The organism is Edaphobacter dinghuensis (assembly GCF_014640335.1).
Taxonomy (GTDB): domain Bacteria; phylum Acidobacteriota; class Terriglobia; order Terriglobales; family Acidobacteriaceae; genus Edaphobacter; species Edaphobacter dinghuensis.
In genome coordinates, this window is sequence record NZ_BMGT01000002.1 from 323,627 (window position 1) to 340,023 (window position 16,397).

A 16,397-nucleotide genomic window follows, 5' to 3' on the forward strand; every position below is an offset into this window, starting at 1 on the left:
CAATGCGGTCTTCAACCCACTCAAAGCCCCCAGACGAAAATCTGCATCCAATAAAATTGTGCGAAAAGCGAGGGGGATAGCCCACCCTGTCCGTATACTCCTCTTATCCGCATAGTAGCTCACCTGAACGAGCCGGGCCGCGAAAAGACCGGAAGCATCGCCGTCGAAACCGCGTGTCCCGTATCGAGGGGAGGAAGAATTTGGAAAAGCCCAAGAACCCGGCATCCTTGACATTCGGCCCAACCACAAGCACACTGCCATCATCGCTCTCATCTGTAGCCGATGACCGAGACGAGGGGTTCACAGGGATAGCATTGGCCGATTCCACCACAAGCCGCGTCAGCTTCACTCTCGACTCTTCCCTCGACAGCGTGAATAAGGTCGAGTTGACAGCCGAACAAACCGCGCAACGCGCCGGCTTCGATGAGGACACCGCAACGCACGTAGCGATGGCGGTTCGCGAGGCAGCAGTCAACGCCGTCCTCCACGGCAACGCCTACGATCCCAATAAGCACATCACCGCTTCCTTCGAAACGACCTCCGACGCACTCATCATTCGCGTCGCCGATCAGGGCCCCGGGCTCGATCCGGACAGCATTCCCGACCCGCTGGCACCGGAAAATATTCTTCGCGGATCCGGTCGCGGCATCTTCCTTATCAAGGCATTCATGGATGAGGTACACTTTCGCCAGCTACATCCCGGCACGGAACTGACACTGATTAAACATCGCAGACCCGCTCAGCCGGGGAACTAAGGAGACGATTACTCATGAGCATGAAAGTACAGACTCGCCAGGTCGACGGCGTCACCATTTTGGATCTCAGCGGCCGGATTACACTCGGCGAAGGCAGCATTACCATTCGCGACGCAGTTCGCGATGTGCTCGCCAAAGGCTCGAATAAGATCCTGCTCAACCTTGCCGAGGTCAACTACATCGATAGCTCGGGAATCGGCGAGCTGGTCAGCGCCTTTACCACGGTGAAGAACGCAGGCGGCGAGTTGAAGCTGCTCAATCTCACCAAGAAGGTGCACGACCTCCTTCAGATCACCAAGCTCTACACCGTCTTCGACGTCAAGGATGATGAGGCCTCCGCAATCTCTTCCTTCACCAAATAAGTATCGTTCTACACAAAAAGGCCGTCGCCAAAGCGACGGCCTTTTCTATTGCCCAAACACTCTACTTCGAGAAATCGACCTTCGGAGCGGTGCTGTTCTCCGGGTTCCCCTTGAAGTATTCATCCCTGTAGTGAAAGCCTGCAAAGTTTGCCCAGATGCTGTTGGGAAACTGGCGAACATAGACGTTGTACTCTTCGAGCGCACGGTTATACCGGCTGCGTTCGACGGCGATCCTGTTCTCCGTTCCTGCCAGTTCATCCGTGAGCCGTGTGAACTGCTCGTTGCCCTTCAGGTTGGGATACTGCTCCTGCAGCCTGAAGAACGGCCCCAGCGCAACGTCGAGCTTCGAGTTGGCTGCAATGCTGCTCGCACGGTCCGGAGCGCTCGTAATGGCCGCGCGAGCATTGGCGATGTTAGTCAGCACGGTCGATTCTTCGCTGACATAACCCTTCACCGAAGCAACCAGGTTCGGAATCAGGTCAAGGCGGCGCTGCTGCACCACATTCACCTGCGAATAGGCCTGGTTGATGGCCTCATTCTTCTGCACTAAAGTATTTTTCGTGCTCACATAGCTGCCAAATCCAAACAGCAGTATGAGAACAATAACTCCCAGAATTCCAAGTCCAACCCATAAAGATTTCATTCGTCCCTCAATCTCCTTCGTCTGGTTTCGATCCTCTCGGCAGGTATCTCCGGCTGTACTGTATCACTGCCGGATGTCTCTGCCCTTCTCACTCCATTGACGTTGAACTAATCCCTACATCGGGCACCCTCAAAAATCTCCACTCGCACCTCCGCCGCCGGAGCTTCCACCGCCAAAGCCGCCGAAGCCTCCTCCACCACCGCCCCGGTCGTCGTCTCCGCCACCTCTACCTCCACCGCCACCCATCAGGCTTCCCAGCAGAAAAAAGATCAGCCCAACGTTCCCTGTCCTGATCAGGATGAACAGCACAAACAGAACACCGAGCCCACCGATCACCACCTGCCACAGACTCAGATGCACGGGCACAGGCTGCGGCTGCTGACGGTACTGCTGTCGCTGCATCGGCTGCATCAGGGTAACGCCCGCATCGGTCGCAATAATCTGTGCAAGTTGCCCCACACCCAACGCGACCGCGCGGTTGTAATCTCCCTGCCGAGAGTACGGAGCCATCGCCCGGCCTATATCACCCACCTTGGCGTCGTTGAGGATGCCCTCCAGCCCATAGCCAACCTCAATGCGCCCACGCCGCGGCTGCATGACCAGCAGCATCAGAACGCCGCGGTCAGTTCCCTTCGCGCCTACCTTCCACTTGTCCTCAAGGGCTGTAGCGAACTCTTCGATCGACTGATCGCCATCAATCGTCTTGATCGTGACCACTGCGATCTGGGCATGTGCCTGGCGATCGACCTGCGTGCACAGCGCATCCACGCTCTGCACCGTCCCCGGAGACAGCACACCGGCAAAATCGTTGACATAGCCAGTAGGCGCAGGTAACGACGCTACGGTCTCCGCCGCCAGAAAACCGACTGGCGAAAGAACCAGAACAACGATTGCCAGCCATCGCGAAATGCGCTTCATCGAAGCTCTATTCTACGCCTTGCCCGTTAGCATCACAGAGCAAAAGAAAAGGGCGCTCCCGGCGCCCTTTTCTTTTGCTCATCTTCATCACTGCGTGGGCGGCGGAGGTTGTTCCGCCCCGCTCTCATGATGCCGATGCGGAACCTCGATCCCTTTGCTCTTCGCCATCTGGTCCACCATCACCAGATGTTCATGAATCGTCTTCGCCCCCTTCACCACAGCCTCTCGCAGCGCCGGGTCCTGGGTTCCTTCCGCTTCCACACGAAACTCCCTCAGATCGTGATGATGGCCCTTCACCATCATCGTCAGATATTCCGTATCGAAGGCATCACCCGATAAGCCGTTGAGCTTGTCCAGCTCCACCTGATCGTCTTTATTGATGTGCTTCGGCAGCATGATCCCCATCGAATCGGCCACGCTCTCCAGACTCTTGTTCAACGTCGTGTGGTCCTCGACCATCTGCCGGCCAAGCGATTTTACGTCATCGCTGCTTCCCTTCTGCTCGGCCAACTGACCAAACTGCACCTGTGCCAGCCCCCCCTCAACCGCCTTGCGAACGAACATCTTGTCCTTGGTCGCCTGCGCAGTCTGTCCACTGCTGCCAATCGAGTCCTGCATCGACGGCCTCGGCGTCTGCTGCTGTCCGGGTCCCGGCGCTGGCTCGCTCGATGGAGCCGACTGCGTCGCAATCTCCTCCGGCAGGGTTCCCGGCTCTCGTTGGCCAAAGAGTGTCACCGGAAACAGCGTCGTCGCCATACACAGCAGGATGATACGCACTGGTTTAAAGTTCATTGCTTTAGCCCTCCGGCGGACATCTGTTAGTCGTTCTCGTGCCGCCTTTTCTTTCTGGTTTGGTGTACTGGTTGGGGTTAGGGTTGCCTCTCTCAAATGGTCTAACGCGGTATCCTGTCGGCTGGAGTTCATTGAATGACCGAAAGCATCATCACGCCGCCAACTGCCCGCCAGGAACCTACGCCTACAACGCTGCACGGCCATACGCTCGAAGACAATTACCGCTGGATGCGCGACAAAGACTCACCAGAGGTTCTTGCTCACCTCCAAGCGGAGAACCAATATACGCTCTCCGTCATGGCGCCTACTACGGAATTGCAGGCGCGGTTATACGCCGAGATGCTCTCGCACATTAAGGAGACCGACGAGTCCGTCCCTTATCGCCATCGCGGCTGGTTCTACTACACGCGCACCGTTGAAGGCAGCCAGTACCCCATCCACTGCCGCAAGCTCGCCACGTCCACAACCTTCGACGCGACCCAGCCCGAAGAGATCCTGCTCGACGTCAACAAGCTTGCCGAAGGCCAGCCCTTCATGTCACTGGGCGGAATGAGCGTCAGCCCCGACGGCATGAAGCTCGCCTACTCCACCGACAACACCGGCTTCCGCCAGTACACCCTGCACATCCGCGACCTCAAAACCGGCACCGACCTACCCGACACCGCCGAGCGCGTCGGCTCCCTCGTCTGGGCCGCCGACTCGCACACGCTCTTCTACACCACCGAGGACGAGGTCACCAAGCGTCAGGACAAGCTCTATCGCCACCGCCTCGGCGACCCAACCGAAGACGACGCCCTCATCTACGAAGAGAAGGACGAGCGCTTCAACCTCGGCGTCGGCAAGACCCGCGACGGCAAGTACCTGCTCATGGAATCCGGCAGCCACACCACCAACGAGTGCAGCTACCTCTCCGCCGACACCCCCGGCGGCGTCTTCCTCGTCATCGCCCCCCGCGTCGACGAGCAGGAGTACTACGTCGACCACCGCAACGGCCTCTTCTACATCCGCACCAACGACACCGGCAAAAACTTCCGCGTCGTCACCACCCCCGTCGATGATGGCGACCGCGAATCATGGACCGAACTGATCCCCGAAGACAAGAATGCTCCGCTTGAAGATTTCGACGTATTCGACTCATTCTGCGTAAGTTCAAGAAGAGAACTTGGCCTCACCGCCATCGAAGTCATCCGCTTCACTCCGGACAGCAACCTCGGCAACGCCGAAAAGATCAGCTTCCCCGAACCCGCCTATACCGCACAGTCACACATCAACCGCGAGTTCGTCACCGACGCCTTCCGCTACAGCTACCAATCGCTGGTCTCTCCCGCGTCCGTCTACGACTACGACGTCGCCTCCGGCAAATCTACCCTGCTCAAGCAGCAGGAAGTCCCCGGCGGCTTCGACTCCACCCGCTACGCCTCCGAGCGCCTCTGGATCGAAGCAAAGGACGGCGTCAAGGTTCCAGTCTCCCTCGTCTACCGCCGCGACGCCTTCAACCGCGACGGCACCAGCCCGCTCTACATCTACGGCTACGGCTCCTACGGCTATCCCCTGCCCATCGGCTTCAGTCCCTCACGCCTCTCGCTGCTCGACCGCGGAGTCGTCATGGCCTACGCCCATATCCGCGGCGGCGGCGAGATGGGCGACCCATGGCATGATGCCGGAAAGATGATGGTCAAGCAAAACACCTTCACCGACTTCATCGCCGTCACCGAGCAGCTCGTCGCCCAGGGCTACGGCGCCAAAGACCGCGTCGCCATCGAGGGCGGCAGCGCCGGCGGCCTGCTCATGGGAGCCGTCGTCAACCAGCGCCCCGACCTCTTCCACGTCGTGCTCTCGCACGTTCCCTTCGTCGACGTGATGAACACCATGCTCGACGCCAGTCTTCCCCTCACCGTCGCCGAGTACGAAGAGTGGGGCAACCCCAACGAGCCCGAGGCCTTCGCCTACATGAGCTCCTATTCGCCCTACGACAACCTCAAGGCCGCAGCCTACCCCGCCATGCTGGTCAAAACCAGCCTCAACGACTCGCAGGTCATGTACTGGGAGCCCGCCAAATACGTAGCTCGCCTCCGCACCCTCAAAACCAACGACACCCCCCTGCTCCTGCACATCAACATGGACGCAGGCCACGGCGGAGCCTCCGGCCGTTACGACTACCTCAAAGAGATAGCCTTCGACTACGCCTTTCTACTGACGCAATTGGGCATCACTTAGAAACTGTCTAAAAACTCGATAAAGCACGTCATCTCGACCGGAGCCGCGCAGTTTTATCGCGTGGCGGAGTGGAGAGACCCCTGTATTTCGCTGTTGCTTGTTTCCAATCAGTAAATATCAGGATTGACCTTCAGTTTTTAGACAGATTCTTAGGCTTCAGGCACAATATCCGGGCAATTTGTTGGATTGGCTGCGATGTACTCACAGACAATATCCTTCTCCCGACCGATCATGATGCTCAAGGGATCAATTTCCACGACTATCTTCCGAGCCTGAGTTATCAGCGATTGGCGTTGACTGGGAGTTTTTGAAAATCCTGGAGGAGCATATGTAGTTGGCCCGCAACGCAACTTGGATAAGTAAAAAATCAAACCAGGCGCCTTCTCCCATAGTGCTGCCCAACGATCATAAACGCTCAACGACACTGTAAATCCGGATATGTGAGTCAGTTCAAAATGTGGAGGGTCATTAATGATTTTCAAATCCCAATTTTTAGTGAAAATAGGAAGCTTCTTGACTAACCTGTGCCAAGACGGGATATCGTTATCCACCGAATCAGCTTTCCTTTTGTTTTGCCAATAAGTATCTGCCAATGTCTCCATAGGCATCCAGCAGCCAGCCTCTAAAATCACCCTCTCAATAACTGCTTCCGCAGATAGCCCAAAACGAGCCATAAGCTCTTCGACCTCAGCAACTGCCCCTGCGTCCTGTATATCGACGATCATGAGGCCATTCTATCTTTTGACGACTTCCTCCGGCACAACGTCACCCTCGCCCGGCGCAAGAAACAAATTGGTCTCAAGGCCATGCTGGCGAGTGTAGAGGTCGTAGTAGCGGCCGCCCATCTGGTAAAGCTCCTCATGGGTGCCGCGCTCGACGATCAAGCCCTGCTCGACTACGAGAATCTGGTCGGCGCGGCGAATCGTTGAAAGTCGGTGAGCAATCACAAAGGTCGTCCTTCCCTGCATCAGGAAGTTGAGGCCGTTCTGAATCATGGCCTCTGACTCCGAGTCGAGCGAGCTGGTCGCCTCATCGAGGATGAGGATGCGAGGATCGGCAAGGATGGCGCGGGCAATGGAGAGACGTTGCCGCTGGCCGCCTGACAGCTTCACGCCGCGCTCGCCGACGATAGTGTCGTACTGCTCTGGAAAGCGCTCGGCAAACTCATCGACCCGGGCGATGCGGCAGGCTTCCATCAACTGCTCTTCGGTGGCGTTGGGACGGCTGAAGAGGATATTCTCGCGGATGCTGCCGTCGAAGAGAAATGTCTCCTGCAACACAACGCCAAGCTGCTCTCGATAACTGCTGAGGCGCACGGTAGAGAGGTCGAGGCCATCGACCAGGATCTCACCCGTCGTCGCATTATGAAAGCCGCAGATCAGCGAGATGATCGTCGACTTGCCCGAGCCTGACGAGCCGACCAGCGCGGTGACTGTTCCCGGCTTCGACTCGAAGCTGATGCCATGCAGCACCGGCTTGCCCTCTTCGTAGGCGAAGGTGACATTACGAAAAGCGATGTCACCTGTGATAACAGGCAGGCTGTGTGTCCGCACCGGCTCGGAGTCTTCCTGTTTCTCTCCGAGGATCTCGTTGGTGCGGTCGAGCCCGGCGACAGCCTCCGTAAGCTGCGTCCCGATTGAGACCAGTTGGACGATCGGCGCGATCATGAACGCGAGAAACATGACATAGGTCACGTATCCGCCGGTCGTCAGGTGTCCAGCAACCACCTGATGAGCGCCAAGGTACATCACCAGTGCGCCGACGACGCCGAGCACAGCGGTCGAGGCAAGCGACATGAGCGACTGCGCGGTGAGCGAGGAGATGACGTTCTGCAGCAGCCGGTTCGCTCCGGCGGCAAAGACGTTGGCCTCGCTGTCTTCAGCGTGATAGCCCTTGACCACGCGCACGCCGCCCAGGGATTCCGTCAGGCGTCCGGTAACCTCGGAGTTGATCTTGGCGCGCTCGCGGAAGATGGGACGGATGGTTTTGAAGGCGCGTTGCAGGATGAGGCCGAAGACCAGCAGGATGACGAAGGTGACCAGCGTCATCTGAACGCTGAGGAAGATGAGGAAGCAGAACGCGAAGATCGCGGTGAGCACGCCGCCGACGAAATCGACTACGCCGGTACCGATAAGGTTGCGTACACCTTCAACGTCGGTCATGATGCGGGCGACGAGGGTTCCCGTCCGGTTTTCATCGTAGAAGGCAACCGGGAGCCGACCGATGTGCGCCTGCACCTTCATGCGCAGCTCGGCGATAAGGCGCTGGCCTTCTTTCGACAGAAGCTGCGTGAGCGAGTAAGAGGTAATGCCCTGAATGATGGTGGCGAGGACAACGATGCTGACGATCAGCGGCAGCAGGTTCAGGTGATGAGCTTCGACGAAGCGCGCGATGACAGGCGATTTGATGGGGTGCTTGCCCATCACGTTGTCGATGAGGTACTTCGTCGAGGCGGGCAGGATCAGGCCGCTGGAGCGGTTGATGACCATGAGCAGGAAGCTGCCGCCGAGCAGTACGCGGCGCGGCTTGATCAGCTGCCAGACCTCGGGCAGTACCTTTTTCAGCGTCGGCTTGGGCCGCGCCGCGCTAAGATCTGCCGCTACGGCGCGGCCTGTTCCACGGGATGGGCGGTCAACGGCCTTCATTCCGCCGCCGTATTTGGATGGACCGTAAGAAGGCATAGAGGATACGCAGAACTCAGCCAGTACCAGCTAGAGTTTACGCCTGTTAGATGGAAAGCTTATGCCCCGGGATTCAGGCTTCTTTGGCGTCGCGCGTTAATAAATGACCGTACGCAGAACAGCACGTAGAGCAGGCTGAGGAGCGAGGTCGCCGACTTTTCGATCACGGCAGCGGGATAAGGAAAAGAGACGCCGCGGCTGAGACGGATGACATCGATATCGGCTTTGATAAGGCTGAGGAACAGGAGCAGGGCTATGGTGACCGAGACGTGCATCCAGAGCATGCGCTTCTTTGCATCATCACTGCTGGCGAGCGCTCCGAAGATAATGAACAGGATGCCGGCGCCTGCAGGAATAAGTGCCGTGGGATGCGCGCTGCCGGTAGAGACAAATCCGGTAACTCCAATAATAATCAGCAGGATGCCGAATACGATCGTCAACTTTGCCATGTGGGTCTCATGCTCCTTACGTGCTTGAAAAACCAGAATACCTGAGTGGTTCAGAAGAGGCGGCCGCAAGAGCGAATACCGCCCCTTCCTTTAGGGTTGGGCAACGATCGGCTGCGAGATCGTGGGCACGTAATTGAACTGGTAGAGCTGGGTGCGCTTGCCCGATTCGAAGCGATCGTTCCAGTTCAGAAGATATTTCAGCGAGCTGGGACTCTCCGGGTAATGCTCACTGGCCGGATAGGGATAGGTCGTCATCTGATGGAACGGCATCTGCGCCACGGTAAATGGCAATGCCTCGTAGAAGTCCATGTCCTTGACGAAGCCGTTTGCGTAGAAGAAGTAGTCACGCTTCCAATGCGCGGGCAGCGGAGGCAGCGGCGCAGCGCTGAACTCGGCGTCGATCTCTTCGCCACTGCCGAAGATGACGTACTGATTGTCGACCTTGTTGAGCAGCGGAGTGACGTTGCCGTACTTCGTGTAGCTTCCGCGCTGCCACTGGAATGGGCCAGTCGCGCTGATGTGGTCGTAGCGATAGGTGAGGTCGCCGGGAGTCTTGCCCTCGACCTGCTGCGGATAGCCGCGGAACTCCAGATGAGCTGTCGACAAAGGCAGCTCGATCTGTCTCGCGCTTCTCGCTTCGTCCGGGCCATTGTCGATCTGTATCTGGTCCCAGTAGATCTGAAGGTTAGTTGTGATGCGAATGCGGCGTGTGCCGACGGGAAGCTTTCCAGTGAGATCAACCACGATGGTTCTGGGAAGCCCTGCGGGGAAGCCCATATCGTCGATGATGCGCTTCCAGCTTCCGTCCGGCATCTGCGCTTCTACGAATGGCGAGATGGGTTTGAGCCCTGCTTGCCACGCGGCGTACATCGAGCTGGCGCTGAAGTATTCGATGTAGCCGCTCATGAAGAGACGAAGCGGGTTTTGCGGCGTCCACGCGCCTACGTCGAGAGTGAGCGTGTGCATGTTCGCATAGCCAGCGTAGCTCAGGTTGGTGAAGCCGCGAACATAGTTGTGATCGCGTTTGGCGAGGAGCGGAAGGACGTCGTGGCCTTGGTCGTCCCACGCTGCAACAGGCAGGCGTGTTGACGGGGAGGCTACGACAGTTTTGCCTGAGGCGAAGGGACGCTCATCGAGGAAGCGCTCGTCGGGATAGACCTCCGTGCCTTCGGGATGGTCGATTGCGACGAGGCGTAGCTGATCGATGAAGTTGATCTCTTCCATCGGCTCTCCGAACCGGAGGCTGAAGAGGCCATCGCGCTTTTTGAGCTGGCTGCCATCTACCTTGATCCACTCGTCAGCATCGGCCTGATTGGTCGCGGTAGGCGAGATCCAGTGGCCGATGACTCCAGCGCCGATGACGTCGGAGACGAACTGATATTTGCTGCCGTCCCATGCGAAGAGCACGGGGCATGAGCTTCCGCGGCGGTCGAGCTCTGTGAGCGTCACAGGCTTGCTGGCGGTGACGTCCAGTTCGTCCTGCGGAACGCCTGTGGGCCACAACAGGCGAACGACATCAGCCTGAGTCGCTTGTCCGAGGCCCGCGATGATCTCAGTCGCACCCTGGCTTAGATAGCCTGAGCTGCCGGGGATCTCAAATTTTTGCGATCTGCCGTTCGAGAAGATTTCTACCTTGGTTCCGATTGCAGTTTTGTTGTCGGCGAGACCTGCCAGCGTCAGACGCAAGGAGTGATTGCGGTTTCCGCCCATGTTGTGCAGCACAACCGGAGGTGCGCCGAGTTGCGTGACGATGAGATCCGCTGCGCCATCTCCGTCGATATCCGCTGCAATGACAGAACGAGGGTTGTGCAGCTTGAGGTGATCAGCGCCTACCGCGTGGCTTACATCTTCAAAGCCCTGCGCGCCACGGTTGCGCCAGATACGGAGTTCGGGGCCATTGGATGTTTCCACGATTGCCGCCAGATCGATCCAGCCATCGTTGTCGATATCAATCGGAGTGAGCCCCCATGCGCCTTTTACGTCCGCAAGTGGCAATGGCACGCGCTCGAAGCTCTTGCCTTCCACGTTGCGCCAAAGGCTGACGCCGGGAGCGCCCGCATGCGTAAGGGCAACGTCCATCCAACCGTCTTTGTTGAAATCGAAGACTGAGACACCGCGCGTAGGAGCAATGCCGGTTTCTTTGTAAAGAGGTGCGGACTTGAAGGGGCCTTCGCGCTTATTCTCAAAGATCGTTGGCGAGCTGCTATCGCCGGTGACAATCAGATCAATCGCACGATCATTGTTCAGATCGGAGATGGTAACGCCCGTGGTGTGCCCTTCGCCAGCAAGCCCAGCAGGTCCAGTCCACTCGGTAAACGTCGAGTTTCCGTTATTGCGCCAAAGGACGTTCGGCCCTGACGTTGCACTGAGAGGAGAGCCTGTAATTAAAAGGTCCACATCGCCATCGTGATCGAAATCGACAAACGTCAATCCGGCAGGGCGATTCAGTTGCTGAATGCCAACCGCCTTTGTCGTATCTGCAAACTTCCCATTCCCCAGGTTATGAAAGAGGATGACTCGATCGCTCAACGCTACCGCGAGATCGGGCTTTCCGTCGCTGTCGTAATCCCCAACGGCACAGGCGATTGCGTGGCCGCTGGCGATCAGGCCTGTCGTCTGCGCTGGAATCTCTTCGAGTGTGCCGTTTTGAAGGCTCTTATAAACATGAATGGCGGAGTCGCCGTCACCCATGACGACGATATCTTTTTGGTTTGTGCCTTCGATATTCAGGATGCAAGCGCCGCCACCCTCCTGCTTGCCCGAGGATGGCGCGGAAGATGAATCACCGGTTCCAGCAGACTGGACGAAGCTGACTGGGATCATTGGCCCGACTGGTTGCTCAGCAACGCGCATGTTCTGCACTGTCGCATAATCGCCCTGCTCACTATAGGTAACAGCGAGCGGCGTGCCGACCTTGGTTTGCGTAATGACCTGGAAGCGCTTCAGATGCTCGCGGGCTTCGGCAATCTTGCCGGAACGCTGTAAAGCACTGGCCAATCCAAACTGCGCCGAGGCGTGCAGCGGATTCAGACGGAGAGCCTCTTCAAACTCCTGGATCGCCTGATCGTAGTCTTTGAGGCTGCGATAGAGGGAGCCTAAGTAGTAGTGGCTGTCTGCTTCCGTGGGGTCAAGTTTGATCGCTTGCTTGAAGTCATCGACTGCAAGCTCGGACTTGCTCTCGGCCAGGTGAGTCAATCCGAGGCAATACCAAACGCGAACATTTTTAGGATCGACAACAGTCGCCTGCTTCAATGCCGCTTCCGCTTCGGGCAGCTTTCGCAGGTAGAGCAACGCAATGCCCTGGTTCAGCATTGGAATCACAGAAGCCGGATCGCTTTGGTGCGCCTCATCAAATTTTTGAAGCGCTTTCTCGGTGAACTGCTGCCCCATCAAAGCGACACCGACGTTGTTTAGCTGGGCAGCCGCGACCAACTTGTTCGGCTGATCTTCGGCCCATCCGGGTCGCACCGTAACAGTAGACAGGCCAAACAGCACAAGGCCCGCGATACACGTACGCCCACAAAGAATGCGCAGGAAGTTGCGCCCGGAAGGAAGAGTTTTATTGAACATGGTCACCGCACATTGTAGAACACAAGGCCCAGGCTGATATAGGAATCAACGACGAAGGCTAAAGATCAGACGGAGAGCGGCGCGGAGTATCTTTTGCCAGCCGTTGCGCCCCCTTCAGAAGGGCGTAAACTGGTCTCAAACAAACGCCCTGACGAGGAAGAACTGTGCATCAATACATCGAAAGAGTTGTCGATCTGACAGAGCCGGAAGCCAACCAGATCTACAATCTGACAACCGAAGAAGCGAGGCAGTTGCTACTGGAGAGTCCAGCCGATGCAATGCGAGAGATTGCCGGTTCGTTCGCTTTGCTCGCAAGATCGGGAAAGACGGTCAAGATGGCCAGATCTCTCGATCGGCCGATGCGATATTTTCTTGCAAAGCGACAGGAAGGGCCTGTTTTGATCGTTGCTGCCCGCATCGATGCCATTTACAACTGGCTCAAAAGCGAAGGGCTTCATGAGCAGTTTCATCCCAGCTATACCAGGATGGTGCCGGCTCATTATGTCGTCGAGATACAACTGGTAGGCTGTCCCGATCCCGATCCTGTTTATACGCGATTCTTCTCTCCACAAGTAGAACTAGATCCGCTGCCACCCGATCTCGACCAGATTGGGCAGCGATACATCGCGTCTCTGGCGGAAGAGATCTCGCAGTGGCTTAGCCGTGTTCCTACCGATGAGCCCATCGGGGTCTGCTTTTCCGGTGGAATCGATAGCGGTAGCGTGTTCATCACGACCTACCACGTTATGAAAAAGCTCGGCATGAATTTGAGCCGGCTCAAGGCATTTGTGCTGGACCTGGGTAATGGTCCTGATGTGCAGCAGGCACGCGCTTTTCTCGATGCTGTAGGGCTGAGCCTCTTTCTCGAACCGATCGAGGTCGATGCTTCTACACTCGATGCACAGGAGACGATCCGCATCGTTGAAGATTACAAGCCGCTTGATATCGAATCGGCAACGATGGCGCTCGCGCTATGCAGAGGTATTCGGGAGCGCTATCCCGAGTGGCGTTATCTGGTGGATGGCGATGGTGGCGACGAGAACTTGAAAGACTACCCCATCGAAGAGAATCCCGAGCTAACAATTCGGAGTGTCATCAATAATCAGATGCTCTACCAGGAAGGTTGGGGAGTAGGAAAGATTAAACACTCGTTGACTTATAGTGGAGGGTTGAGCCGCTCGTACACTCGCACCTATGCGCCGTCTCATCACTATGGGTTCAACGGCTTCAGCCCTTTTACCAGGCCAAATGTCGTCGCTGTGGCCGAGGCAATTCCTTTTATTAAGTTGACAGACTATAGCGTTGAAAAACTCTATGAACTGAAGGGCGAGATTGTATCTAAGGGAGTAGCAGCGCTAACCGGTTTGCAGATGCCTGCCTTTCCGAAACGACGCTTCCAGCATGGAGCACTGCCTGAAGATGCTTTGCGCCGAAAGCTGCCCTTTCGTGAAGCCGAGTATCGAAAGCAATTTCTGTCGATCTATCTGTGAAGCCGCCGATGTCCTCTTACCCAACTAGCGACGTCGAGCGAGATCAATGGATTCTCGCTCGACGTCCGGCACGCGAAGATCTGGATTACCGTCAGCCTTATGCATTCTTAGTTGAAGAGGAGTACTCCGCGGCAAAAGAAGTAGTGCCGGTGGCTACTGTATTTTTAACCAACCGCGAATGCCCCTGGCGATGCGTGATGTGTGACCTCTGGCGTAACACGCTAACGGAAAAGGTTCCGGTGGGTGCCATCCCACAACAAATTGACTATGCGCTGGCGCGACTGCCGCCTGCGCGTCAGATCAAGCTCTACAACAGCGGCAGCTTCTTTGATCGCGGTGCAATTCCTATCGAAGACTATCCTGCAATTGCGGCTCAAGCGAATTCGTTCGATAGAACAATTGTTGAAAGCCATCCATCACTTATTAATCAAACATGTCTCCAGTTTCGCGATCTGCTCTCCAACAAGCTGGAAGTTGCCATGGGACTTGAAACGTCTCATCCGAAGATATTGACCCTACTGAATAAGCGCATCACGCTGAATCAATTCTCTGACGCATCGCAGTATCTGCAATCGAATGGGATTGATCTTCGCGTATTTATTCTTGTCCAACCACCTTTTATGAGAGCGCACGAGGCGCTCTATTGGGCAGAGCGCTCCCTGGACTTTGCTTTTGATTGTGGAGCAACTGCAGTTACGCTGATTCCAACAAGACCCGGAAATGGCGCGATGGAAACGCTAATCCAATTAGGTGAGTTTTCTCCGCCGAAGCTGAACGTCGTGGAGGCAGCAGCAAGCTATGGTTTGAGACTTGGGCGCGGGCGCGTCTTTGTTGATCTCTGGGACCTACATTCTGCTCCGAGCAAGTGCTCATGCTATCCATTACGCATGGAGCGGCTAAGGAAGATGAATCTTCAACAATCTGTGACAGACAGAATCGAGTGCCCACAGTGCAAGGGGAACAGTTGAGTCGCACCTATGACATTGCAGTAGTAGGATCTGGCTTTGCGGGCTCTCTGATTGCCATGATCGCACGCAGATTAGGACACTCTGTCGTGTTATTAGAGAGAGGCAAGCATCCTCGTTTTGCCATTGGAGAATCCTCGACCCCACTTTCAAACCTGCTCCTCGAAGATATTGCGACGCGCTATGATCTTCAGCGGATCAGGCCGCTCACTAAGTGGGGCACATGGCAGGAACAATATCCGGAGATTGGCTGCGGAAAAAAGCGCGGCTTTACTTTCTACCATCATCAGCTCGGACATCCTCACACTCCCGATCCAGACAATCAAAGACAGCTCCTCGTAGCCGCCAGCCCGCACGATTCCATTGCAGATACACATTGGTTTCGCGCGGACTTCGACGATATGTTCGTCAAGGAAGCACAGCATGCCGGCGTCGAATATTGTGATGAGACTAAGCTGGATACTTTTCTCGACGACGGCGATCTGGTAACGCTAGGCGGCACGAGGGGAGAACAAAGTGTTACTTTTCGTGCGAGATTCGTAGTAGATGCTACCGGCCCTCGCGGATTGCTCCATCGCGCATTGCATCTGCCAGAGAGCTCTTTGCCGAACTATCCTGCTACGCAGGCGCTGTTCAATCACTTTACAAACGTAGGGCGTCTTGACGATAAACATTCGACCTCAGGCACGCCTCCCTATCCAATCGACGATGCAGCCGTTCATCATGTCTTCGACGGTGGATGGATATGGGTTCTCCAATTTAAGAATGGAATAACCAGTGCGGGAGTCGCTGCCACTGACAAGACCTTCTCGCGTCTACGGCTCGCAGACGGAGAAACCGCTTGGAAAGAGCTGATTCAATCGATACCTGCACTTCGTGAGCAGTTTCTTCATGCGAAAGCAGTACGCCCTTTCACGCATATCAAGCAGCTCTCTTTCTTGAGCGAAGCTATTCATGGGGAAAGATGGGCGCTACTTCCATCAGCAGCAGGATTCATCGATCCACTGCTTTCGACAGGGTTTCCGCTTACACTCTTAGGCGTCCGGAGATTAGCGGGCATCCTTGAAAACGATTGGGATACGCCGCGCTTCCAAAGCAGTCTTCAAGGTTACGCCAGCCAGACCAGGGGAGAGCTTCTCGCAACGGCCAGGTTGATCTCAAGTCTCTACGCCAACATGGATAACTTTCCGGCCTTTACTGCGCTATCGTTGCTTTACTTTGCCGCAGCCAGCTACTCCGAAACAGCGTTCAGGCTAAAGAAGCCACAGTTGGCGCAATCGTTTTTACTTCACGACCATCCGAGTTTCGGCCCTGCATGTCGCGGCTTATTGGAGCGCGCACATCATTTAAACACACAGCAGGAATCTGATCGCTTCATTGAAGATGTTTTACAAACGATAGATCCGATTGATGTCGCCGGTCTTTGCAATCGTCAGCGTCGTAACTGGTACCCTGTCGATGCAGACGATCTCATCAGGTCAGCACATAAGGTAGATGCGACACGCGAAGATGTTATCCATTTGCTGCAGAGCTGTGGTTTCTACCAGTCATAGCA

Annotated in this window: 13 protein-coding genes; 6 read left to right on the forward strand and 7 right to left on the reverse strand. The window is 56.2% G+C overall.

The genetic code is table 11. From position 1 onward, the window contains the following. Positions 1–200 precede the first annotated feature (200 nt). Together IEW09_RS06955 and IEW09_RS06960 are read left to right on the forward strand one after the other, a co-directional pair. Positions 201–755, forward strand: coding sequence for an ATP-binding protein (locus tag IEW09_RS06955; RefSeq protein WP_229739157.1), 555 nt, complete (start codon positions 201–203; stop codon positions 753–755). 14 nt (positions 756–769) lie between these two features. Continuing rightward, complete coding sequence (locus tag IEW09_RS06960; protein ID WP_188553472.1) at positions 770–1,117, forward strand: STAS domain-containing protein; 348 nt, start codon at positions 770–772, stop codon at positions 1,115–1,117. A gap of 61 nt (positions 1,118–1,178) precedes the next feature. Here the strand turns inward: IEW09_RS06960 and IEW09_RS06965 are convergent, their stop codons facing one another. The 3 genes from IEW09_RS06965 to IEW09_RS06975 all read right to left on the reverse strand — a co-directional run bounded on the left by IEW09_RS06965 (position 1,179) and on the right by IEW09_RS06975 (position 3,470). Next, positions 1,179–1,760 carry a LemA family protein gene (locus tag IEW09_RS06965; RefSeq protein WP_188553473.1) on the reverse strand — a complete coding sequence of 194 codons (582 nt, stop codon included), beginning with the start codon at positions 1,758–1,760 and terminating at the stop codon, positions 1,179–1,181. 129 nt (positions 1,761–1,889) lie between these two features. After that, entirely contained in the window at positions 1,890–2,678 is a 789-nt protein-coding gene (locus tag IEW09_RS06970; RefSeq protein WP_188553474.1) for a TPM domain-containing protein, read from the reverse strand. Positions 2,679–2,765: 87 nt separating this feature from the next. Continuing rightward, positions 2,766–3,470: a DUF4142 domain-containing protein gene (locus IEW09_RS06975; protein ID WP_188553475.1), complete on the reverse strand. Its 705-nt coding sequence runs from the start codon at positions 3,468–3,470 to the stop codon at positions 2,766–2,768. A gap of 135 nt (positions 3,471–3,605) precedes the next feature. Here IEW09_RS06975 and IEW09_RS06980 point away from each other — a divergent pair, with 135 nt between their 5' ends. Next, positions 3,606–5,687: a S9 family peptidase gene (locus tag IEW09_RS06980; RefSeq protein ID WP_188553476.1), complete on the forward strand. Its 2,082-nt coding sequence runs from the start codon at positions 3,606–3,608 to the stop codon at positions 5,685–5,687. A gap of 149 nt (positions 5,688–5,836) precedes the next feature. Here IEW09_RS06980 and IEW09_RS06985 read toward each other — a convergent pair whose 3' ends face one another. From IEW09_RS06985 to IEW09_RS07000, 4 genes are all read right to left on the reverse strand, one after another. Next, positions 5,837–6,412 (reverse strand): hypothetical protein, encoded by a 576-nt coding sequence (locus tag IEW09_RS06985; RefSeq protein ID WP_188553477.1) that lies wholly within the window; start codon positions 6,410–6,412, stop codon positions 5,837–5,839. 9 nt (positions 6,413–6,421) lie between these two features. Then, on the reverse strand, positions 6,422–8,332 hold the full coding sequence (locus IEW09_RS06990; protein ID WP_229739158.1) for an ABC transporter ATP-binding protein: 1,911 nt from the start codon (positions 8,330–8,332) through the stop codon (positions 6,422–6,424). Positions 8,333–8,427: 95 nt separating this feature from the next. Then, positions 8,428–8,817, reverse strand: a complete 390-nt coding sequence (locus tag IEW09_RS06995; RefSeq protein ID WP_188553479.1) for a hypothetical protein — start codon at positions 8,815–8,817, stop codon at positions 8,428–8,430. A gap of 90 nt (positions 8,818–8,907) precedes the next feature. Beyond that, a complete protein-coding gene (locus IEW09_RS07000) occupies positions 8,908–12,387 on the reverse strand; it encodes a CRTAC1 family protein (RefSeq protein ID WP_229739159.1) in 3,480 nt (1,159 codons plus the stop codon). Between the two features lie 164 nt (positions 12,388–12,551). Here IEW09_RS07000 and IEW09_RS07005 point away from each other — a divergent pair, with 164 nt between their 5' ends. The 3 genes from IEW09_RS07005 to IEW09_RS07015 are packed head-to-tail and all read left to right on the forward strand — an operon-like array spanning position 12,552 to position 16,395. Then, complete coding sequence (locus tag IEW09_RS07005) at positions 12,552–13,877, forward strand: asparagine synthase-related protein (protein ID WP_188553480.1); 1,326 nt, start codon at positions 12,552–12,554, stop codon at positions 13,875–13,877. Between the two features lie 8 nt (positions 13,878–13,885). Beyond that, on the forward strand, positions 13,886–14,845 hold the full coding sequence (locus tag IEW09_RS07010; RefSeq protein ID WP_188553481.1) for an archaeosine biosynthesis radical SAM protein RaSEA: 960 nt from the start codon (positions 13,886–13,888) through the stop codon (positions 14,843–14,845). Further along, positions 14,842–16,395 carry an NAD(P)/FAD-dependent oxidoreductase gene (locus IEW09_RS07015; RefSeq protein ID WP_188553482.1) on the forward strand — a complete coding sequence of 518 codons (1,554 nt, stop codon included), beginning with the start codon at positions 14,842–14,844 and terminating at the stop codon, positions 16,393–16,395. The genes IEW09_RS07010 and IEW09_RS07015 overlap by 4 nt, the downstream gene beginning before the upstream one ends. Positions 16,396–16,397: the final 2 nt, after the last annotated feature.

What these genes read in the sequence shown, in the direction of transcription:
- IEW09_RS07010 (WP_188553481.1), top strand. Translation starts at nt 13,886, where the DNA reads ATGTCCTCTTACCCAACTAGCGACGTCGAGCGAGATCAATGGATTCTC.
- IEW09_RS06990 (WP_229739158.1), bottom strand. Translation starts at nt 8,332, where the DNA reads ATGAAGGCCGTTGACCGCCCATCCCGTGGAACAGGCCGCGCCGTAGCG.
- IEW09_RS06970 (WP_188553474.1), bottom strand. Translation starts at nt 2,678, where the DNA reads ATGAAGCGCATTTCGCGATGGCTGGCAATCGTTGTTCTGGTTCTTTCG.
- IEW09_RS06975 (WP_188553475.1), bottom strand. Translation starts at nt 3,470, where the DNA reads ATGAACTTTAAACCAGTGCGTATCATCCTGCTGTGTATGGCGACGACG.
- IEW09_RS06995 (WP_188553479.1), bottom strand. Translation starts at nt 8,817, where the DNA reads ATGGCAAAGTTGACGATCGTATTCGGCATCCTGCTGATTATTATTGGA.
- IEW09_RS06960 (WP_188553472.1), top strand. Translation starts at nt 770, where the DNA reads ATGAGCATGAAAGTACAGACTCGCCAGGTCGACGGCGTCACCATTTTG.
- IEW09_RS06980 (WP_188553476.1), top strand. Translation starts at nt 3,606, where the DNA reads ATGACCGAAAGCATCATCACGCCGCCAACTGCCCGCCAGGAACCTACG.
- IEW09_RS06965 (WP_188553473.1), bottom strand. Translation starts at nt 1,760, where the DNA reads ATGAAATCTTTATGGGTTGGACTTGGAATTCTGGGAGTTATTGTTCTC.
- IEW09_RS07000 (WP_229739159.1), bottom strand. Translation starts at nt 12,387, where the DNA reads ATGTTCAATAAAACTCTTCCTTCCGGGCGCAACTTCCTGCGCATTCTT.
- IEW09_RS06985 (WP_188553477.1), bottom strand. Translation starts at nt 6,412, where the DNA reads ATGATCGTCGATATACAGGACGCAGGGGCAGTTGCTGAGGTCGAAGAG.